General features: G+C 67.3%; 18 protein-coding genes. 11 read left to right on the top strand and 7 right to left on the bottom strand.

The features are described from left to right. Positions 1–22 precede the first annotated feature (22 nt). The 3 genes from ACQR2C_RS03565 (at position 23) to ACQR2C_RS03575 (ending at position 3,406) form a co-directional block, all read left to right on the top strand. Positions 23–412, top strand: a complete 390-nt coding sequence (locus ACQR2C_RS03565) for a winged helix-turn-helix domain-containing protein (RefSeq protein ID WP_316179535.1) — start codon at positions 23–25, stop codon at positions 410–412. Positions 413–564: 152 nt separating this feature from the next. Further along, entirely contained in the window at positions 565–1,416 is an 852-nt protein-coding gene (locus ACQR2C_RS03570; RefSeq protein ID WP_434880442.1) for an SDR family NAD(P)-dependent oxidoreductase, read from the top strand. A gap of 409 nt (positions 1,417–1,825) precedes the next feature. Continuing rightward, positions 1,826–3,406 (top strand): hypothetical protein, encoded by a 1,581-nt coding sequence (locus tag ACQR2C_RS03575; RefSeq protein ID WP_434880443.1) that lies wholly within the window; start codon positions 1,826–1,828, stop codon positions 3,404–3,406. Here the strand turns inward: ACQR2C_RS03575 and ACQR2C_RS03580 are convergent. From ACQR2C_RS03580 to ACQR2C_RS03595, 4 genes are all read right to left on the bottom strand, one after another. Continuing rightward, positions 3,333–4,607, bottom strand: coding sequence for a hypothetical protein (locus ACQR2C_RS03580; RefSeq protein ID WP_434880444.1), 1,275 nt, complete (start codon positions 4,605–4,607; stop codon positions 3,333–3,335). The genes ACQR2C_RS03575 and ACQR2C_RS03580 overlap by 74 nt on opposite strands. Further along, positions 4,604–5,608, bottom strand: a complete 1,005-nt coding sequence (locus ACQR2C_RS03585) for a hypothetical protein (protein ID WP_315802164.1) — start codon at positions 5,606–5,608, stop codon at positions 4,604–4,606. Before ACQR2C_RS03585 ends, ACQR2C_RS03580 begins: the two co-directional genes overlap by 4 nt. A 380-nt stretch (positions 5,609–5,988) precedes the next feature. Then, complete coding sequence (locus tag ACQR2C_RS03590) at positions 5,989–6,264, bottom strand: YiaA/YiaB family inner membrane protein (protein WP_315721840.1); 276 nt, start codon at positions 6,262–6,264, stop codon at positions 5,989–5,991. Positions 6,265–6,320: 56 nt separating this feature from the next. Continuing rightward, on the bottom strand, positions 6,321–7,019 hold the full coding sequence (locus tag ACQR2C_RS03595; RefSeq protein WP_316179543.1) for a PspA/IM30 family protein: 699 nt from the start codon (positions 7,017–7,019) through the stop codon (positions 6,321–6,323). A gap of 103 nt (positions 7,020–7,122) precedes the next feature. Between ACQR2C_RS03595 and ACQR2C_RS03600 the strand changes: the two genes are divergently transcribed. The 4 genes from ACQR2C_RS03600 to ACQR2C_RS03615 all read left to right on the top strand — a co-directional run bounded on the left by ACQR2C_RS03600 (position 7,123) and on the right by ACQR2C_RS03615 (position 11,396). Further along, positions 7,123–7,740 carry a TetR/AcrR family transcriptional regulator gene (locus ACQR2C_RS03600; RefSeq protein ID WP_434880445.1) on the top strand — a complete coding sequence of 206 codons (618 nt, stop codon included), beginning with the start codon at positions 7,123–7,125 and terminating at the stop codon, positions 7,738–7,740. A 382-nt stretch (positions 7,741–8,122) separates the two neighbouring features. Further along, positions 8,123–9,757 carry an ABC transporter substrate-binding protein gene (locus ACQR2C_RS03605; RefSeq protein WP_434880446.1) on the top strand — a complete coding sequence of 545 codons (1,635 nt, stop codon included), beginning with the start codon at positions 8,123–8,125 and terminating at the stop codon, positions 9,755–9,757. 252 nt (positions 9,758–10,009) lie between these two features. Beyond that, entirely contained in the window at positions 10,010–11,029 is a 1,020-nt protein-coding gene (gene trpS / locus ACQR2C_RS03610; protein WP_434880447.1) for a tryptophan--tRNA ligase, read from the top strand. Positions 11,030–11,051: 22 nt separating this feature from the next. Beyond that, positions 11,052–11,396: a hypothetical protein gene (locus ACQR2C_RS03615; RefSeq protein ID WP_315801861.1), complete on the top strand. Its 345-nt coding sequence runs from the start codon at positions 11,052–11,054 to the stop codon at positions 11,394–11,396. Positions 11,397–11,434: 38 nt separating this feature from the next. Here the strand turns inward: ACQR2C_RS03615 and galE are convergent, their stop codons facing one another. Further along, complete coding sequence (gene galE, locus ACQR2C_RS03620) at positions 11,435–12,430, bottom strand: UDP-glucose 4-epimerase GalE (protein WP_316217164.1); 996 nt, start codon at positions 12,428–12,430, stop codon at positions 11,435–11,437. 602 nt (positions 12,431–13,032) lie between these two features. On the opposite strand from galE, the gene ACQR2C_RS03625 reads away from it, so the two are divergent. Beyond that, positions 13,033–14,166, top strand: a complete 1,134-nt coding sequence (locus ACQR2C_RS03625) for an HlyD family secretion protein (RefSeq protein ID WP_315801859.1) — start codon at positions 13,033–13,035, stop codon at positions 14,164–14,166. Beyond that, positions 14,153–15,778 carry an MFS transporter gene (locus ACQR2C_RS03630; protein WP_434880448.1) on the top strand — a complete coding sequence of 542 codons (1,626 nt, stop codon included), beginning with the start codon at positions 14,153–14,155 and terminating at the stop codon, positions 15,776–15,778. Before ACQR2C_RS03625 ends, ACQR2C_RS03630 begins: the two co-directional genes overlap by 14 nt. Before the next feature lie 258 nt (positions 15,779–16,036). On the opposite strand, the gene ACQR2C_RS03635 is transcribed toward ACQR2C_RS03630, so the two are convergent. Continuing rightward, positions 16,037–17,512: a M81 family metallopeptidase gene (locus tag ACQR2C_RS03635; RefSeq protein ID WP_316179554.1), complete on the bottom strand. Its 1,476-nt coding sequence runs from the start codon at positions 17,510–17,512 to the stop codon at positions 16,037–16,039. Positions 17,513–17,729: 217 nt separating this feature from the next. On the opposite strand from ACQR2C_RS03635, the gene ACQR2C_RS03640 reads away from it, so the two are divergent. After that, a complete protein-coding gene (locus tag ACQR2C_RS03640; RefSeq protein WP_434880476.1) occupies positions 17,730–18,587 on the top strand; it encodes an adenylate/guanylate cyclase domain-containing protein in 858 nt (285 codons plus the stop codon). A gap of 222 nt (positions 18,588–18,809) precedes the next feature. Here ACQR2C_RS03640 and ACQR2C_RS03645 read toward each other — a convergent pair whose 3' ends face one another. Then, positions 18,810–19,412, bottom strand: coding sequence for a TetR/AcrR family transcriptional regulator (locus ACQR2C_RS03645; RefSeq protein WP_315801856.1), 603 nt, complete (start codon positions 19,410–19,412; stop codon positions 18,810–18,812). Positions 19,413–19,602: 190 nt separating this feature from the next. Between ACQR2C_RS03645 and ACQR2C_RS03650 the strand changes: the two genes are divergently transcribed. Then, a complete protein-coding gene (locus ACQR2C_RS03650) occupies positions 19,603–20,841 on the top strand; it encodes an efflux RND transporter periplasmic adaptor subunit (protein ID WP_434880449.1) in 1,239 nt (412 codons plus the stop codon). Positions 20,842–20,938 lie beyond the last annotated feature (97 nt).

Genomic DNA, 20,938 nt, shown 5'->3' on the forward strand with positions numbered 1-20,938 from the left:
CGTCAGTATGAGCAGACCCTCCATGCCGAAAGCGAACGCCCTGCCCTCGCTCAGCCTGCGCATCGATCTCGATGACGGCAGCCGGATCGGGCCGGGCAAGATCGCGCTTCTGGAGAACATCGCGCGGCACGGCTCGATCTCGGCGGCCGGGCGCGCGATGGACATGTCCTACAAGCGGGCCTGGGACCTCGTCGACGAGATCAACCGGGTATGCCGGCAGCCCGCGGTCGCGCGGCAGACCGGCGGCCGCAATGGCGGTGGCGCGGCGCTGACGGCGTTCGGCGCGCAGCTGGTCGAACGTTACCGGCGCATCGAGCGCGACGCGGCCAATGCCGTGAAGAAGGATCTCGCCGCGCTGCGCAGCGACATCGAGAAGCCACGGAAGGCCCGCGCGGCCAGAACCGCGTCGTAAGCCGGTTCCAGCCGACGCGATACATCTGTGACCGGACTGATGCGCCTCGCGTTGTAGCCGCAAAAAACCCGTCTTGCCGTCAGCCGGATGATCTTGCGGCCGCGCCGGAACGTCATACACCGACATCTCATCGTCATGCCGGAGAACCTGCCGTGTCTCACCCTGCTCTGTCCGCCGACCACACCGCCGTCATCACCGGAGGCGCCTCCGGCATCGGGCTCGCCGCCGCCATGCGCTTTGCAGAACGCGGCATGAACGTCTGCATCGCCGATGTCGACGAGGCCCGGCTGCGCGACGCCGCCGCCGGGCTCGCGGCTGCGGCCAAGCGTGGCGAGGCTGCGGTCATGACCTCCAAGGTCGACGTGAGCAGCCGGGACAGCGTGGTCGCGCTCGAAACGGCGGTGCGGCAGCGGTTCGGCGCGATCGACGTGCTGATGAACAATGCCGGCATCCAGCCGGGCAGCAAGATGCTTGCCGACGACAATTGGCAGCGCATCCTCGGCGTCAACCTGTGGGGCATCATCCATGGCGCGCAGGTGTTCGCCCCCGGCATGATCGCACAAGGCCGGGCGGCGCTGATCATCAACACCGGCTCCAAGCAGGGCATCACCACGCCGCCTGGCGATCCCGCCTACAACGTTTCCAAGGCCGGCGTGAAGGCGTTCACCGAGGCGCTGCAGCATGAGCTGCGCAACACGCCCGGCTGCCAGGTGACAGCGCATCTGTTCATTCCGGGCTTCGTGTTCACGCCGCTGACCGCCAATGGCCGCGTCGAGAAGCCGGCCGCCGCGTGGACGCCGGAGCAGACCGTCGACTTCATGCTGGAGCGCGTCGCGGCCGGCGACTTCTACGTGCTGTGCCCTGACAACGACGTGCCGCGCGCGCTCGACGAGCGGCGCATCCTGTGGGCCGCGGGCGACATCGTCGAGAACCGGCCGCCGCTGTCGCGCTGGCATGCCGACTACGCCGACGCATTCGCGGCCTTCGCAAAGAAATCGCCATGATCCGGCCACATCGGAGCGGCGGCCCGTCGTTGCTCCCGATCTCAGCATCATTTCGCGGGACGCGTCGGATCGTCGCAAGGCGCTCCGCGTGCGTTCGGAACGTCCAGCATCGACCGAATCGCGACGGTCGAGCGCTCTTGCAACTCACTGATTTGCCGTGGCGCGACATCGCCGCGGGTCGCGTGCTCTTGAAGCGGCCCCTCACCCGTCAAGCGGTGAGATGTCGCAGCTGTGCGGCAGCGCCCCCCGTATGCCGCACGACAATCTGACGCAGACGCATTCCCCATTCCTTGCGCGAAGCAGCCACGAAGCGGGCAGCAGATAGCCCGCATCATCCGCACCCGCGTCAGCCGCGCCCCGTGCCTCGGCTCATCCGCAGTGGTGCGCAGCCTTAGGGAGTACGTCGGACATGTCGCACCATCATCGTCACCATCACGACAGTCACCACGATCACCATCATCACAACCACCACCATCACAATCATCACTGCCAGCCGGCGCCGATGCCTCCTACGCCCACGCCGCCCACGCCGACAACTCCCACGCCACCGACGCCCGCGCTCGGCTTCGCCGAACTCGGCGTGGTGTTCAACGACGCGACGCGCTTTCTCGAAGGCGGGCTGTGGCGCAACGTGGTCGACGAAGGCGGCCAGGGGCTCGGCAGCGTCTACAACTACACCGGCGATCTCACCGTGATTCAGGATGGCCTGAAGGCGATGGTTGCCGCCAACCAGTTCACCGGGCAGACGCTGACCAACGTCAACAAGATCCTCGCCGACATCACGGTCGCGCAGGATGCCGCGATGGCGTCGGTGACCGGCGGCGGCGCGTTCGGCAGCATCGCGGCCGCGGAGACCGCGCTGCGCAACGCGCATCTCGACATCCTCAACGTCGTCAACAACGATCCGAACCTCGCCGGCAAGGCCACCAACGCCGATGGCGTCACCGGCTTCCTGCAGGCGCCGGCGCTGCTGCCCGAGGGCGTGACGGCCGCAACCGCCGCCAAGGGCACGCTGGCCGAGCTCGGCCTGATCTTCAACGACGCCGCCAACCGGCTGATCGGCGGCGTCAACGACAGCAATGTCGACATCATCCAGGACGATGTCGACGCGCTGATCGCCGGCCTCAATGCGCTGGTCGCCGCCAACCCGCTGCAGTTCGGCGGCCTGACCGGCGTGCACGCGCTCGCCATCATCGACCAGCTCGCGCTCGTCAACACCCACATCAACGGCGCGGCCGGCAATGTCGACATCGGCCGCGCGCTCAATGACGACTTCCTCGACATCATCGACATCGTCGCCGGCGACACCAATCTCGCCAACATGGCGCAGCAGAACGGCCTCAACGGCTGGACCGGCTTCGGCGACTTCCTCAACCCGACGCCGGCCTATCAGGACAACCAGGCGCAGACCGATTTCTGGGCCATGTTCATCGCCCAGTCGAACGCGCTCGGCAAGGCGGCGATCGCCGCCGTCAATGCCGGCGACGCCGCCGCGATGGCGCAGGTCACCGCCGACCTGATGACGTTCAAGAAGGACGTCACCGATTTCGACGCGGCGCAGGGCGGCATCTTCCAGGCCCGCTTCGACAACGAGCTGCTCGGCGACCAGAGCACGCTCGGCGCCGAGATCGCCAAGATCCTCGAGGGCTTCCAGGCCGGCAACAAGGCGCTGGTCGCCGCGGCCGCCGACCAGATGCACCAGAACGCAGCCGATGTCGGCGGCAACAACATCCCGGTCAATGGCGGCGCCTACAATGTCGACGGCACCACGATCGGCCAGGTGCTGGCGACCACCGGCGGCGGCAACAGTGCCGACGCCGCCGCCGTCCTGGCGGCCATCACGGCGGCGCCCGCCTCGAACGTAATCATGCTGGCGAGCGCGGCGCCCGCCGCCAGCGCCGCTCCGGCAACCATGGTCATGGACGGCCCGATGATGGAGGGGCCGATGATGGACATGTCACAGCATCAGCATCATCACATGTGGGCGTGATCACGTCTCGCTCGGTCGCCTGCACCAGCAGGCGCCTGACCAGCGCGAGCGCGGTTTCCGTGGCCGGATCGGCCGAGATCACGGAGACCGCGAGCACGATGAGATCGACCGGCCGGTGCGACAGCACGATCACATGCGTCGCATGCCGCGTATCCATCAGCGCCACCATGCGCTCGACGGCCGGGTCGTTGGCCGCCCGCCGCCACGGCGCATCGGCCCGGCGCAGCACCCGGCTCGACGCGAGAAAGTCGCGCAGCAGCGGCGGATCATAGGCAATCAGCTCATCCTCGCGGCAACGGCGCGCGCTCTCGAAGACCGGCTGGCGCGTGAGCTCGGCGATCAGGGCGTCGCGTGTCGCCGCGTTCGACGCCCCGATCGAGTCGAGCACGCCAGGCTCGCGGGCTTGCAGCACCGCGCGCAAGGCGTCGCCGATCAGTCCGATCGTGAGCACGCCGGCCACGGCGACCGCGCAGAAACGCATCAGTTGCGCCGCGTCGACCTCCGATGAGAGCGCGGCCGCGGCAGCGCCGAGCAAGGCCGCGCCGAGGATCCGCAACACCGTCAGCAGCCCGCTTTGGCGCTGCGTCTCCGCGCTGGCGCCGGCGATCAGGATCGCGGTCACCGCCAGCAGCGCGCCCAATGCGCCGAGCCGCACCGGCATGCCCGGCGCCAGCACGCGAAAATCTGTGATGATGAAGGGGATGACCATGATGGCGCCGAAGGCGACGCGATCGATGGCGCGGTTCTCCCACGCCAGCAGGCTCGCGCGGTCGCGGCGAAGCAGCAGCCAGGCGCAGGTCGCAAAGCCCGCGAGCTGAAAGGCTGACAGCACGATTGTGTGGTGGCTTTCGAACGCGACCGGACCGAGCGCGCCGGCGATCGCGAGAGCCGCGCCGCCGGCAAGGGCAATTGCCTTGAGCATGCGATGCGCGTGGCGGCGCAGCAGGCCCTCCGTCACCACCAGCGCGCCGAGCGGGATCAGCGCCGCCGGAATCAGCGAGAGGCGGTCGAGGACAGCATTGTCCGTCCACCAGGCGACGCCGCGCAGCAGGAACAGCGAGGCGACCGTCCCGAGCAGAACGACGAGCCGCGCCGTCAGCGGTCCCCGGGGATCGCGCCGGTGCAGCATCGCGGCGGCCACCGCAAGACCGATCGCGCCGCAGAGGTTGACGATGGAGTCGGCAACGATGCCGGCCGTCATGGCGTGGGCTCGCCGGTCGGCCGGCGCGGACGCAAGGTGCCGAACGTCCTGGTGTCGTCGAGCCAGTGCACCAGCGGCAGGATCATCCGCTGCAGCGCCAGCACGGCCGAGGTCGCCAGCAGCGCCGGCAGCGAGTCCGAGGGTATCTCGCGCAGCAGATAGCGCCGGGCGGCGGCGAGATCGATCCGGCCGAGCTGCAGCAGATCGTCGCCCCTGGCGTAGTCCAGCTCGCGCGCACAGAAGCCGTTGTAGACGGGGTCGCGATGCTTGGGCGCGTCGTCATACGTCTTCTTGAGCGCGTCGGAGCCGCCGGTATAGGCGTCGGTGATGACGAAGCGCTGTTCGTCGAACCCGGCCTCGTCGCCGACGCCGAACACCGCCCGATGCGCCCGCATGATGCCGCGCGCGAGCTGAAGATGCGCAAAGCTCGGCCGGGCCTGCGGCAGCGGCGACGGATAGACGTCGGAGAAGGTCTCGCAGACCATGCCGGCCACCGCCGGCACCTGCGTAACGTTGGAGATCCATTTCGGCCGCAGGCCGTCACGGATGAACAGCAGCAGCGTGGTGAGGCCGTAGAGCACGCCGGAAAGGCCTTTGCCGCGCGCGTCCGGGTCGACCATCACCAGTCCGAGATGCAGCACCTGCTGGGCGTCGCCGTCGCGCTCGACCTGCATCACCGCGAGCGCGTTGAACGCGATCGGCCGGCCGCCCGCCTCCTCCGACACCACGGTGATGATGGCGCGCGCGAGCGGCTCGCGCTGGCCTGAAAAAATGCCATAGGTGAGCTCGCCGGCCGGCAGCGTCTTGCCGGCGATGGTGCGGAGATCGGCTACGAGCGCCGCCAGCGCCGCATCATCCAAGGTCGTCCCCGGGCTCTCGACGATGCGCGTGCGCAACTCCGCGTGGGTTCGGAGCGACAGGTCCATCGCCTCCTGGCCGAGCGCGGTCAGCCAGAAGCTGATGCCGCGTCGGATACGCCCCACTGCTGCGACGATGTTCACTTGTAGACCCACCCGCCAGACCATGCCTGCCGTCACCGGCATCCTAGCATCATGGCCAGATCCGACTGACCTAACCTGACGCCGTTAATGCACGATCATGGTGAGAGGCGGAGCGGCGGCAAAGGTAAACGCAGTCTGAATGGCAGCCATGCTTGGGCCGCTCCATCCCTGCCTTGTTCCATGAACGTCCTGCCTCCACGCCGTCATGGCCGGGCTTGTCCCGGCCATCCACGCCGTGCGGCGCCCTCGGAAAAACGTGGATGCCCGGGACAAGCCCGGGCATGACGGAGTAACCAATTGAACGCTTCTGCGTCGCATGCATCTCGTCCGATACGATCGATGCCATAGACCGAGGAAGCAAGGGGGCTGCGACTGCCGGCTTACGCCGCCTTCGACACCTCCATCAGCAGGCGCTCGGCGCGGGCGTCCTCGATGCGGTTGACGAGCTTGCCGCTCTCGTGGCGGTCGCGCAGGGTCTTGGTCAGGGTGACGCAGGTCTGCACCAGCATGACGATGCCCATCGTCAGATAGCCCTTCATCCAGAGATCGATCGGCATGAAGAAGACGCCGAGAGCGACGAGGAAGGCGGAGGCGCCGAACGAGGCGTAGGAGAAGGTGATGAAGGCGCTGCTGTGCGGCTGGGTGTTCTGGTTCATGGTCGGCTCCTATGATGGCAGTGGTTGTTGATGCGTTCGATCGGGGGTGACGAAATTCAGTTGGCCGGGGCGGTGCGGCCGGCCTTCAGCCGCGCCAGCACGTCGTCGGCAGTGGTCTTGATGCGCGGGCCAAAGCCCTGCTCGGCGAGCTTCTCGGCTGTCGTGATCGGCCCCGTCGCGGCATCGAGCTCCATGAGCGCCTCGTCCGCGGCTTGCGCCTCGATCTGCCGCTCGCGCAGCCGTTTCAGCGTCGCCTCGGCTTCCGGCAGAGTGCACTCGTAAGGACGCGCCGCCTCGATGCCGCCGCGGCGCAGATTGCGCACGGCCTCGGAGGCGCGCGCGATCCGCCGGCCGCGATCGAGCTCGGCAATGCGCGCCTCGGCGTTGACGACATGCTTCTTCAGCCTAGTGATCTCGGTCGCGAACAGCGCCCGCGCCGTCCGCGCCGCGTCACGCTCGGCCTCGAGGCCGGCGATCGCCTGCGCCGCCTCGCGGGCCAGATCCTCGCGGCCGCCGTCGAGCGCTGCGGTGGCGCGCACCTCGAGATCGGTGATCCGCGCCAAGGTCGCCTCGAGCCGCTTGCCCTCCTGCTGGTCCTGCGCGATGGCCAGCGCCAGCGCGCGCTTGCTGCGTTCGACAGCGGCGGCGGCGTCACGCAGCTGCTGATCCAGGATCACCAGCGCGGTACGGTCCTGCAGCTCCTCCTCCGCGACGGCCACGGTGCCCCGAAACAGCGTCAGAACGGTCTTGAACATTGTGAACTCCCTGTTATGAGCATCGCTCATAGGATTTCTTCTAGCGCAATCATGAGCGGCGCTCAAGAATTATTTTGAGCGACGCTCAATATTTTGGTCGACAATGTCCAAGACACTGGAAAGACGCGCAAAACAGCGCGAAGCCCTGATCGAGGCTGCCGAGCGGATGATCCGCACGCGGGGTCTCGCCGGCCTGAAGACGCGCGATCTCGCCCAGGAGATCGGCGTCGCCAATGGCGCGGTCTACAATCTCGTCGCCGATGTCGACGAGCTCGTGCTGATGGTCGGATCACGCACCCTGGCCCGGCTCGACGCGGAGTTGTCGGCGGCCGAAAGTGCCGGGCCGCCTGGCCCCGAGGCCGCGCTGGTCCGCATCGCGATCGCCTATTGCGACTTCGCCGCTCACAATCTCGAGCTCTGGCGCGCGCTGTTCGAACACCGCATGCCGCCCGAGAAGCCGCTGCCCGACTGGGCGATCGCCGACCAGATGCACCTGTTCCGCCACATCCACCAGCCGCTGGCGGCGTTGTTTCCACAGCGCTCGTTCGACAACATCAGCGTCACCGCGCGCAGCCTGTTCTCGGCGGTCCACGGCATGGTCGCGCTCGGCCTGGAGCAGAAGCTGATCGCGGTGCCGCTCGCGGCCTTGCGCGCGCAGATCGCGACCATGGTGAAGGCGATGGTGACGGGACTGGTGGCGGAGGAGACGACCGGCCAGTGACGAGAGGCTTGGTGCCGGGCGAACAGCATCATCGGCACCTGATGCCAACCATCAGGCTCGACTGCTTCACGTCTACTTGTTGTCTTAGCTAATTGCCCTCATGGCGGCGCAGCTCTCTCGTTGTTCAGCCGGAATTGACGGCGCGAACAAACAACCGCCGCATTGCTTCGCAGTATCATGTCGACGTTCGGACTTGTTCCAGACAACATGTCTGGGACAGTCGAGCCACCAGCACGCGATGATGAGTGCTGGTCCTGTGACGTGCGCAGATCTCGACGCATGGCCACACTCATCCGGCCGGCAGAACCTGCAGCGTATGACGGCCGCGCGATCAAGAAGAAAACTCCAACGAGTCCATGACGCGCGAGCCAAGGGGGAAATCGTGAGACATTTGCGTGCGCCCAATGACGACCGCGATCCGCCATTCCCGTCCGGCTACGACGACGGCCGGCGTCCGATGTATGAACAATCGTGGCGCGACGAGCACGACCGGCCCACGCCCGCTGAATTCGCGTCGCGCTACGGCGTGCAGGAGGTTCCTCCGCCGCCACGGGAGCGGCGGTTGCTCGGCGTGCTGAGCGTGCTGGGGCTCGTGGCTGTCGCCGCTGGCGTGGCCGGCTTTGCCGCGATGCGGCTTCCGACGCGGTGGACCGCTGCGCTCTCCGCCAACGGCAGTGCGGAGGTGACGACGCCGGCAACAGTCGCCCCGCTGCCGGTCCGCGCCGCGCAGACAGTCGCGCCGGTCCAGGATGCTTTCCCGACCGGAGCGTTCGCGAGCGCCCTCCCCGTGGTCACGCCAGACCAGAGCATGCCGCTCAGGGAGGAGGACCGCGCGCCGAAGTTCGACACGCGGATGGCCAATGCCGCGGCGGCGCCGCCGACCAGCGCGCGCCCCCCGGTCCAGGGCGTGACCGACACCGAAATCAGCTTCGGAATGGTGGCGCCGTTCTCGGGTCCGGCCCGGGAGATGGGCCATCAGCTCAAGCTCGGCATCGACCTCGCCTTCGCGCAGGCCAACGAGGAAGGCGGCGTGCATGGCCGGCAGCTCAAGCTCTACACGGCCGATGATGCCTATGAGCCGACGCGGACGCTGAACGCGATGAAGGAGCTCTACGAGCAGCACAAGGTGTTCGGCTTCGTCGAGAACTACGGCAGCCCGACGGCCCTGATCTCGGTGCCCTACGCGCTCGAGCACCATGCGCTGTATTTCGGCGCCTTCACCGGGGCTCCTTCGCTCCGCCGCGACCCGCCGGGCCGCTACGTCTTCAACTACCGCGCCGGCTACGCCGAGGAAGCCCATGCGCTGGTGAACTATCTCGTCAAGAGCCGCAAGCTGCGACCGCAGGAGATCGGAGTGCTCACCCAGCAGGACGCCTATGGCGACGCGGGGTGGGAGGGCGTCAGCAAGGCGATGCACGCGCTGCGCGGCGGCGCGGGCGACGCCTTCCGCATGAGCTACAGCCGCAACACCGTCAATGTCGACGAGGCCATCGCGCAACTCCGCCGGCAGAAGCATGCGATCAAGGCCGTCGTGCTGGTCGCCACCTTCCGCGCCGCGGCCAAGTTCATCGAGAAGACCCGCGACCTCTATCCGGACATGACCTACGCGACGATCTCGGGCGTCGGCAGCACCGGCCTCGCCAGCGAGCTGATGGTGCTCGGCCCGCGCTATGCCGACGGCGTCATCTGCACCCAGGTCACGCCGGCCGTCAACGGCTACGCCTCCGTCACCCTGAACTACAAGAAGGCGCTCGCCAAATATTTCCCCGGCGAGCCGGCGGACTACTCGTCCCTGGAAGCCTATCTCACCGCCAACGTCCTGATCGAAGGGCTGCGGCGCGCTGGTCCCGCCGTCGACACCGAGTCGCTGGTCGACGTCCTCGAATCGATGCAGAACTACGAGCTCGGCGTTGGATCGAAGGTGAGCTTCGGCCCCTCCGACCACCAGGCGCTGCACAAGGTCTGGGGCACGCAGCTCGACATGACCGGCCAGTATCATGCGATCGATCTCGAATAGACGGAATGGCCGGATCGCGCCGCGCTCGGCGCATGTCGGCGGGTTGCGTCGATCCGCGATTTCGGCCATATCGGTCCGATGATCAAGACCGAGACCCTGCGCGCGAACATGTGGTGGCGCTCCATCTAGGAGCGGCACGGCCTCGTCTTTGATCGCCCGTCGCCGCCGTTCATCGGCCTGCGACGCGGTTCTTGTCATCAACAGCATCGAAGAGCTCGATCGAGCGGCGGTTCTCACTCCTGGAGAACCACAATGCGTCCCTCAGTGCCAGACCGTCCCGTCATCCTGACCGGCGACAGAACCACCGGCCCCCTGCACCTCGGCCACTATGTCGGCTCGCTGCGGAACCGCGTCGCGCTGCAATCCACGCATCGGCAATTCCTGCTGCTGGCCGATGCCCAGGCGCTCACGGACCACGCCCACGATCCGGCCAGGGTAAGCCGGAACGTCCTGGAGATCGCGACCGACTATCTCGCCGTCGGCATCGATCCGGAGATGACGACCATCTGCCTGCAATCGCATTTGCCGGCGCTGGCTGATCTCACGCTGCTCTACATGAACTTCGTCACGGTGGCGCGGCTCGAGCGCAACCCGACCATCAAGGACGAGATCCAGGCGCGCGGCTTCGGCCGCGATATTCCGGCCGGCTTCCTGTGCTATCCCGTCGCGCAGGCCGCCGACATCACCGCCTTCAAGGCGACCATCGTGCCGGTCGGAGACGACCAGGCGCCGCTGATCGAGCAGACCAACGAGATCGTCCGCCGCATCAACCGCCAGGCGGGCAGCGAGGTGCTGCCCGAGGTACGCGCGCTGATCCCGAGCGTCGGGCGCCTGCCCGGCGTGGACGGCAAGGCCAAGATGAGCAAATCACAGGGCAACACGATTCCGCTCTCCGCCACGGCGGACGAGATCCGCGATGCTGTCCGCCGCATGTTCACCGATCCCGGCCACATCAGGGCCGCGGATCCCGGCCGCGTCGAGGGCAATGTCGTCTTCACCTATCTCGACGCGTTCGACGACGATCCTGCGGCTGTTGCGGACCTCAAGGCGCGTTATGTCCGCGGCGGCCTCGGCGACAGCATCGTGAAGCGGCGGCTCGATGACGTGCTGCAGGCCGTGGTCGCGCCGATCCGCGCCCGGCGTGCGGCGTTGGCGCGTGATCCCGGCCATGTTCTCGATATCGTCAGGCAGGGCACCGAACTGGCGCGTACCGTCACCGCTGCGACCTTGCGCGAGGTCCGCGATGCGCTGGGTCTGTTCACGCTGCAATAGCTCTCGAATGATGAGGCCGCATGTGCCGCCGGATCGAGACCAAAGCGCGGCGGCATTTACCGGGCGGAAACCGTTGCTGTCGTTGAATGCGAGCATGGCTCAGTTGCGCATGGAAGTTCGCGATTCGGCCGGCACCATCCTGCCGGGCTATGGCGACGCATTCTTCGACCTCAGGCTCCCCGGCGATCACCGCCGCGTGGCGCAGACGCTGCTCCAGATCATTCGCGGCGACGATTTCCGCTCACCGGTCCACAGCGTCCACTTCTTCCGGGGCGCTTCCGAGATCGGCTGCTGGTCGGTCGACGACGAGCGCGCGGAGATGAGCTTCGTGGACGAATTCGCGCACACGCCGCCGGCCGCGGCGTAACAACTTCCCCGACAAGCTCCCGACACGCGGCATCGGCCTCATGCGATCCGGGGGTGCGCGGTCTGGTGCCAGCTCCAGGCCGAGCGGATGATCGTGCCGAGATCGGACCGATGCGCCGCGAAGCCGAGCTCCTGCCGGGCAAGACGCGGATCGGCGACCAGGACCGGTGGATCGCCGGCGCGGCGCGCGCGCACCACCAGCGGGATCCGCTCGCCGGTCTCCCTGCCGATTGCATCGACGATCTCGCGAACCGAATGGCCGCGGCCGGTGCCGAGATTGTAGGTGCCACCCGAACCGTTCTGCAGCAGACGCTCCATCGCCGCGATGTGGGCTGCCGTGAGATCATCGACGTGAACATAGTCGCGCACGGCGGTTCCGTCGGGTGTGTCATAGTCGGTGCCGAAGATCGCGAAGTCCGGCACATGGCCGAGGATCGCCATCAGCGCCCGCGGGATCAGGTGCGTCTCGGGATCGCGCAGCTCACCGATCAGGCCTGACGCGTCGGCGCCGCCAGCGTTGAAGTAGCGCAGCACGATGGCCGACAGGCCGTAGGCCGCCTGATAGTCCGCCAGGATCTGCTCGATCATGTATTTCGAGCGGCCGTAGGGATTCAGGGCCGATCCCGCGGCGCTCTCGGGAATCGGATCCCGCCCGGCGTCGCCATAGACCGCGCCGGTCGAGGAGAACACCAGCCGCGCGCAGCCGGCCTCGCGCATGCCCTGCAGCAGGCGCAGGCTGCCGGCGACGTTGTTGAGATAGTATGCCTCCGGATCGGTGACGGATTCGCCGATCGTGCTCGGCCCGGCCAGGTGCATGACCGCGCCGACCCCGTGGGCGCGGATGGTGTCAGCCACTCTGGCGCTGTCGGCGATGTCGCCGACCACCAGCGGTCCCCACCGCACGAAGCGGCGATGGCCGGTGGACAGATTGTCGTAGCAGATCGGCACGTAGCCGGCCCCGGCAACAGCCTTGCAGCAATGAGCCCCGATGTAGCCGGCGCCTCCGGCAACCAGGATCGCTCCGTTGTGACCCATGCATGAAGGCCTTCTGATCAGCGAACGGCTGGACCCAGTCGCGGATGCGAAATGTGACCCAGCGCGGCGACCGCTGCAACCGGGCAGCGCGCCGGCCGGCGTCACCGACAACCGCTTGGCGGCACGCCGCTCTGCGCGCTCTTAACGGTCTTGCACCCCGGCCGGTCGTCCGGTGGCGGTCAGGTGATGCCGAATAGCTGATGTCACGCGATGGCAGCACGACATCTAGCCGTGAACAGACCTCGTACCCGGCTGCGCCGCTGATTCGGACGAGGTTCGTTCAAGTCGCGTTCTGAACGTTAACGTGAGCGCGCGCGACGTCGCATTCTGGGACATCATGCGCGGGCTGGTCGCGGCAGCGAGTGCAGCGCCGATGTCGTTGGCGCGGTCGCGGCGCGGCGATCGCGGGCTGTGCCCGTGTGCTCAACCTGCTGGCCTGTTAGCTGGTTCATCACGGTCCGATCGCCTGCCGGTTCCGTTCGGCGCGCAGATGTCCATGCCCCGCGGCGCATGGCTCACAACCCAGAGTCCAGGTGGCACGCGGCGCAGAATGGGGTACGAGTCGTCGGACTGATCAGCGTCGGCCGATGCAGGAGGCTCCCTTGAGTGAAACACCTGGTAACGTCGACGCGGCGGCGCGCGCTGCATCGACGCCGCCCCCCTCCTCCGCCGCGGCGCCCGGGCTCTGGGCGCGTCTCGGCATTCCGCTGCTTGCGGTGATCGCAGCGCTCGCCTTCGTGGCGCTCGCGACCACGCGCTGGAACGCCTGGACCGGCAACGCAACGACCCAGTCGACCAACGATGCCTATGTGCGCGCCGACCTGACGCAGCTCTCGAGCCGCGTGGCCGGCGAGGTGACGAAGGTTGCGGTCAGCGATTTCCAGCAGGTCAAGGCCGGCGACCTGCTGGTCCAGATCGATCCGGCCGACTACGAGGCACAGGTATCGCAGGCCGAGGCCAATGTCGAAGCGGCGCAGGCGGCGCTCGACAACCTCAGCAACCAGGTCGAGCTGCAATACGCGACCATCGCCCAGGCCGAAGCGCAGCAGGTCTCGGCCGGCGCGGCCGAGGTGCAGGCCAGGCAGGAGGAAGAGCGCCAGCAGTCGCTGTCGCAGAGCGAGGCAGGGACCAAGCAGCGGCTGGAACAGGCAACGGCCGCCTATGCCAAAGCACAGGCGGACGTGCGCGCGAGCCGTGCGGTGATCGCCGCCCAGCGCCACCAGTTGGAGGTGCTCACCGGCACCAAGAAGCAGCGCGGCGCCGATCTCGCCGGCGCCAAGGCCGCGCTCGCCGCGGCGCGGCTCAAGCTCGGCTACACCAGGATCACTGCGCCATTCGACGGCGTCGTCGGACAGCGCCAGGTGCAGGTCGGCGACTACGTCAACATCGGCAGCAGCCTGATCGCGGTGGTGCCGCTGCCGCATGTTTTCGTCATCGCCAACTACAAGGAAACGCAGCTCACCCATGTCGCGCCCGGCCAGCCGGTCGAGGTCACCGTGGACTCGTTCCCGGGCCAAAGGCTGCATGGCCGCGTCGAGCGGATCGCGCCGGCCTCCGGCTCGCAATTCGCGCTGCTGCCGCCCGACAATGCCACCGGCAACTTCACCAAGGTCGTGCAGCGCATTCCGGTCCGCATCGCCCTCGACGGCGACCAGCCGCTGCTCGCGCGGCTGCTGCCGGGCATGTCGGTCGAGACCCACATCCGCACCGCCGGCCAGGCCGATGGCACCAAGTGAGACCGATCGCGGACCGCTGTCGCGCGGCGGCCAGGCGGCGCATCCGCTGTTTGCCGTCGGGGCGGTGCTGCTCGGCTCGTTCCTGGCGAATTTCGACAGCCGGCTGACCTCGGTCGGCCTGCCCGATCTGCGCGGCGCGTTCTCGCTCGGCTTCGACGAGGGCGCTTGGCTGTCGACCGCCGCGATCGGCTCGCAGATCTTGATCGCGCCGGCGGTGGCGTGGCTCGCGACCGTGTTCGGCCTGCGCCGTGTGCTCGGCATTCCCAGCCTGGTCTACGCGGTGCTGTCGCTGATCATTCCGTTCGTGCGCGACTATCCGACCTTGATCGCGCTCGCGATCCTGCACGGCATGCTGCTCGGCACCTTCGTGCCGGCCACGCTCATGATCATCTTCCGCAACCTGCCGATCCGCTGGTGGCTGCCGGCGATCTCGATCTATGCGATCCGGGTCGGTTTCGCGCTGGATACCTCGACCTCGCTGGTCGGCTTCTATGTCGAGCATCTCGGCTGGCAGTGGTTGTACTGGCAGGGCGTCGTGCTGGCTCCGCTGATGGCGCTGATGGTCTATCTCGGCACCCCGGCCGAGCCGGTCAACCGCACGCTGCTCGAGAACGCCGACTGGGGCGGGATGCTGCTGCTCGGCAGCGCCGTGGCGATGATCTATGCCGGGCTCGACCAGGGCAACCGGCTCGACTGGCTGCAATCGGGCACGGTGATGGCGCTGCTATCAGGCGGCGCTGTGCTGTTCGTCCTGTTCCTCGTCAACGAGGCGCTCGCCCCGCAGCCATGGGCGCATTTCAACGTCCTGTTCTCGCGCAACATCGGGCTGTCGCTGGTGGTGATCCTGCTCTACACGCTGACCAGCCTGTCGAACGCGTCGCTGGTGCCGAACTTCCTGGCGACGATCACGCAGTTGCGGCCCGAGCAGAGCGGCTCGCTGCTGTTGCTTTACGGCGCGCTGCCGATGATCGTGCTGGTGCCGCTGTCGATCACGCTGCTTCGCCATCTCGATCCCCGCATCGTCGTCGTGCTCGGCCTCGGCGCCTTCGCCGCGGCCAATCTGCTCGGCACCCAGATCACCCATGCCTGGGCGCGCGAGGACTTCATCGTCATCGTCGTGCTGCAGTCGATCGGACAGGCCCTGACCTTGCTGTCGATCATCATCCTCGCGCTGTCGAATTCCGATCCGGCCCGCGCGACCTCCTTTGCGGCCTACATCCAGGTGATGCGACTCGGCGGCGCCGAAATCGGCGTCGCCCTGATGGGAACGTGGCTGCGGGTGCGCGAGCAGGTGCATTCGGCCTATCTCGGCCTCAACATCCAGAGCGGCGACCTCGACGTCGCGCGCGCGCTGCAACGGCTGACCGGCTATTTCGCCGCGCATGGCGGCGGCCAGGCCAAGGCGCGCGCCGTCGGGATCTTGGCCGCGCAGGTCCAGCGCGAGGCCAACGTGCTCGCTTATCTCGACGCGTTCTGGCTGTGCTTCTGGCTCGCGATCGCCGCGCTCCTGCTGGTCGCCCTGATCACGCGCGCGCCTCCGGGCCCGTTCTCGCCGACACCGATCAGTCTGAGGGCGGCGTGGATGCGACGGTTCGGATCGTCGACGACGTGAGCGGGCCCGCCCCCGCATGCGGGGTCGTAGCTTTCTCTCCAACGACGCCGGCGCGCCTCTGCGCCTTTAACCTTCTCGCGAAAGCCGAGCCGCGCGATCAGGATCGCCGGCGCTGCATGTTGCGCGCCATCTCGGAGAGATACGACATCTAGCCGTGAACAGATTTCAAACCCTGATTCGCAAGCGATTCGGACGCGGTTCGTTCCAGCCGCGTTCCGAACGTTAACGTCGCTGCGATGAGCGTCGCATTCTGGGACATCATGCGCGCGATGGTTGCGGCAACTCGTCGAGCGGCCATTTCGGACGCTTGATCTTCTTGTAGGGCAACGTCGTCACGTCGCGCGCGACCACGCCGGGCGCATCGACCATGATGATGTCGGCCGCGATCGGCGCAAATGCCGCGCGGAAATGCTGGGCGGATTTCACCACGACGAGCTTGCGCGTGGCAGGATCGCAGCCGAGCTGGGTGAAGAAGTCGGTGCCGAACGCCTGGCAGCGGAACGTCGTGATCACGACCTCGACGCCATTGCTCGCGATCAGCGCGCAATCGCCGAGCTTGGCGGGCGTGCCGGCGAGGCCCGTCATCACCATGTTCTCCTTCAGCGCCTTGATCTCCCAGGTCGCATCGACGGGATCACCCGACAGCGGCCCGATCTTGCCGCCGATCCGCAGCGGCAGCTTGGCGCCGACGCCGGCATCGAAGGCGATGCGCACCGCGATCGGATCCCAGAGTGGACCGAGGCAGGCATTGCCGATGTTGCGGTCGAGCAGCCGGCGCAGGATGAAGGTGGAATCGCCGGGCGCACCGCCGCCGGGATTGTCGCTGGCATCGCCGAGCACGATGGTGCCGTCTGTCGCCAATGCCTGGTCAAGCGCGGCATCGACGCCGGGCATGCGCTCGGTCACCGCCTCGCGCATGCCGATCAGTTCGTCCGCAAGGCGGCGTGCCAGCGCCTTCGCCCTGACACCGTCCGGATCGACGGCGGCATCGCTATAGACCAGCACCTTGGTGCCCATGGACGGCGTGTCGCCCCAGCCGAAGCCGTGAACGATCGAGATCGAGACGATACCGTCCTTGCCTTCCAGCGCGGTGATGCGGTCGACGAAGCTGCGCACCGGCTCGCGCGTGGTGTGCAGGGTGACGATCATGTCGGTGTCGACCAGCGCCTTCTGCAGCTTCAGCCGCTTCTCGGCGATCTCGGTGCAGTGTTTCACCAGATCCTGCGCGCGCTCGAGAATGTCGGTGTGCGGATATTCCTTCCAGCAGATCAGAAGATCGGCGCTTCTGACCATCAGCTCGCTCATATGAACGTGGGGGTCGAGCGTGGCGCCGACGACCACATCGGGTCCGACGATCTCGCGTATCCGCGCGAGCAGCTCGCCCTCGCAATCATCATAGCCGTCGGCGATCATCGCGCCGTGCAGGCCGATCAGCGCCATGTCGACCGGCAGTGCGGCTTTGAGGTCGGCAAGGATCTGGTCACGCAGGGTTTCGAACGCGGCGCGGGTGACGAGCCCGTTGGGCACGGCCGCGGCCACCAGCCCTTCGATCAGCGTCCAGCCCTTGGACGGCCCAACCTGGCGCGCAGCCCATAGTGGCCCGCCATGCATCTGCATCTTGTCCGGGTGCTGGCCGGCGGGGAAGTAGGCGCGCTCATGGAAGGTCGCGAGCCCCGTGGGCATCGGCGCGAAGGTATTGGTCTCGGTGGCAAGGGCGGCGGAGAAGACACGCATGAAGGCTGAACCCGGTGGTTGCGAGGAAAGGCAGGCGCGCACCGGCCCGGCCGGCGATGCAGGCCCACAAAGAAACGGACCTCATCAGGAAGCGCAAGAGACCCATGCGAAGGGCGACCGCCGCACAGCGCATGGGACGGAAAACAGCGCGGCCTGATCCCGCTGCGCCGGATGATGCCTGATGCATTTGGCAATCGATGAGGCTACGATCGGCTACATGGCGGACGATAAATTGAAACGGCGGTTGACGACAGTGCTGTGCGCGGATGTGCACGGCTATTCCCGCCTCATGGGAGCCGACGAAGCCGGTACGCTGGAGACGCTGCGCCGCTACCGCACGGCCATTGCAGGATTGGTGGAGCGCCATGACGGGCGCATCGTCAATACTTGGGGCGATGCCGTGATCGCCGAGTTCGCCAGTGTCGTCGAGGCCGTGCGGTGTGCCGTCGAAATTCAGCAGGAAATCAGTCAGAAGCCCACGCCATCCAACGGACACCAGATGCAGTTTCGCATCGGGATCAATCTGGGAGATGTGATGGTGGATGGTTCCGATATCTTCGGCGATGGGGTCAATATCGCGGCGCGCCTGCAAGAACCGGCCGAGCCCGGCGGCATCGTGGTCTCGGCCCCCGTCTACGACCAGGTGCACAACAAACTGACTGTCGGCTTCGACTGTCTTGGCCAGCCACCGCTGAAGAATGTTGCCCCCGTGACCAGCTATCGTGTCACGATCGGCGGCCGTTCCGGCCAGCGACCCGACCTCCCGGTTGACGACGGCGCCCTCCATGCGCGCGCGTTTGCGGCCTCGAGCGCTCCACCTCCTTTTCGCGACGGCGATGCGCGATCCACGTCGATCACCTCGATCGCGGATCACTTCGCGAGCCTGCCTCGTCCCCTCGCAATGGCCCTCACGGTCTCCGGCTTTCTGCTTCTGATCAATGTTTTCACCGGTCTGCACAGAGTCTGGTTTCATTGGCCGGCCGCAGCATTGCTGTTCGCCGGCATCATGCGGACGGTGCTCCAGAGCAGGCCTCCTTCGGACAAGATTGAGCGACGTCGGACGCGCCGGGACTAAGCGGCTGGTGGTTGCGAGCGCTCTATCCGGCCCGGAATCAGATCGAAGCCCGGCATCGCGAAGGTGCGCTTTAACGGCTGCGGGCTGACGGTCCGGAAAACGCCGATATCCTGCTACGATCTCACAGGCCGTCACTCCTACGCCTGCTCGGGGCTTCGCGAACACACAGATGGAGACAGCTTGAGAATGTCGCATGGCGGCTTGGCTCCGCGCGACCGGGCATTACGCCCGCACCGACTGCTCCTCGACCGACCTGATCGCCACGGCCGCAACCTGGGCCAGAGCCTCACGGTCGCCGCCGGAGGAGGCCATCACGCTCATGCCCGTGATCACGGCCGAGACGTAACGCGCGAGCGCGGCCGGATCCGCGGCCGGGGCCAGATCGCCTTCGCGCTTGGCGCGCTCGAAACGGTGCCGGAGCTGCTCCTCGGTCTGCGCACGGCGGGCCGCGAGCTCGAACGGCACGTTGGCGGAGCCGGAGCCGCAGGCGAGACCGCCCTGCACCAGCAGGCAGCCGGGCGGATTGGAGGGATCGGTCTGTTTCTCGGCGACGCCCATCAGCATCCGCGCGGTGACCTCGCGGGCGGTCGGCGCGCTCAGCACCTCGTCCATCCAGGCCTCCCGTCGCGCCGTGTAGCGGTCGAGCGCAGCCTTGAGCAGGGCTTCCTTGCTGCCGAACGCGGCATAGAGGCTGGGCGGGTTGATGCCCATGGCGTCGGTGAGCTGGGCGATGGTCGCGCCCTCATAGCCATGGCGCCAGAACACCTCCATCGCCTGGTCCAGCGCGGTGTCGCGATCGAAAGTCCGGGGCCGTCCGATGCCCATGTGCAAAACTCCTGTTCCCGTCTCCGCCCCGTCTGATTCTTATCTAGTTGTTATTGAACGCGATTTCTTTGATCTGGCGCAGTCGCCGAAAGTCGGGCTACTATTTTCGTAGTATCCGTTACATAAGTCTCTTGCGAACGGGTTGCCAGCGCCACATTTGTAGCGAGCACTACAAATCTGGAGCGCGCCAATGCCTTCGCCCGAAATTCGTTCTTCCGGCCGCCTGAAGCGGTGGCTGGGCACCGTCGCCGCCGCCGGCCTGGTGATTGCCGCCGGATCCTACGCCGGCTCCCAATATTTCCATCTCAGTCCCGCGCCGAATGCGGCCCGCGCGGCGGCCCCCGAACAGGCCGTCCCCGTGACGGTTGCCGTCGTCGAGCCGCGCCAGGCGAGCCTGTGGGACGAGTTCTCCGGCCGGCTCGAGGCGGTCGAGCGGGTCGAGATCCGGCCGCGGGTAGCCGGCGCCATTCTCGGCACCAATTTCACCGAGGGCTCGCTGGTCAAGGCCGGCGACGTCCTGTTCAAGATCGACCCCGCGCCCTACGCCGCCGAGGTCGACCGGGCGCAGGCGCAGCTCGAGGCTGCGCGGGCCCGCGCATCCTTCGCCGCCAATGAGCTGGAGCGCGGCGCGCAGCTGGTTGGCAATTCGATCGTGACCAAGCGCGACTACGACCAGCGCGACAACGGCAATCGCGAAGCGATCGCCAACGTCAAGGCCGCCGAGGCAACCTTGCAGACGGCCAGGCTCAACCTTGACTACACGCAGGTGCGCGCGCCGGTCGACGGCCGGGTCGGCCGGATCGAGGTCACCGTCGGCAACCTCGTCGCCGCCGGGTCGGCCTCGCCGGTGCTGACCTCGCTGGTGTCCGTCAACCCGATCTATGCGAGCTTCGACGCCACCGAAGAGCTGGTGTTGCGTGCATTGTCGGCGATTGCCGACGGCTCCGGCAAACGCGGCAATCTCGACCGCATCCCGGTCGAGATGACGACCTCGGGCGGCATCACGGCATCCGGCCATATCCAGTTGATCGACAATCAGGTCAACGGGCAGAGCGGCACGATCCGCGTCCGCGCCGTGTTCAAGAACGAGGACGGCCGGCTGATCCCCGGCCAGTTCGCGCGCGTGCGCATGGGCCAGCCGCAGCAGCAATCGCTGGTGCTGCTCGACGAGCGCGCCATCGGCACCGACCAGGACAAGAAATTCGTGATGGTGGTCGGCGACGACGAGCGCGCTGTCTATCGCACGGTCAGCCTCGGCGGCAGCGTCGATGGCCTGCGCATCATCTCCGCCGGCCTCAAGCCCGGCGAGCGCGTGGTCGTCAACGGCCTTCAGCGGGTGCGGCCGGGCGCGTTGCTGAAGACGCAGGTGGCAGCGATGGGCGCGCGGGACGGGGCGGCGTCTGACAACAAGCAGCTGGCGCAGCGCTGAGCATCATTGGAGCCCGGCCACCAACGCCACCCACAGCTGTCGTCCCCGCGAAAGCGGGGACCCATAGCCACCGGCTTTGTTTGTAGGCAAGAAAGAT

The organism is Bradyrhizobium sp. HKCCYLRH3061, from assembly GCF_051168015.1.
In the GTDB taxonomy this organism is placed as follows: domain Bacteria; phylum Pseudomonadota; class Alphaproteobacteria; order Rhizobiales; family Xanthobacteraceae; genus Bradyrhizobium.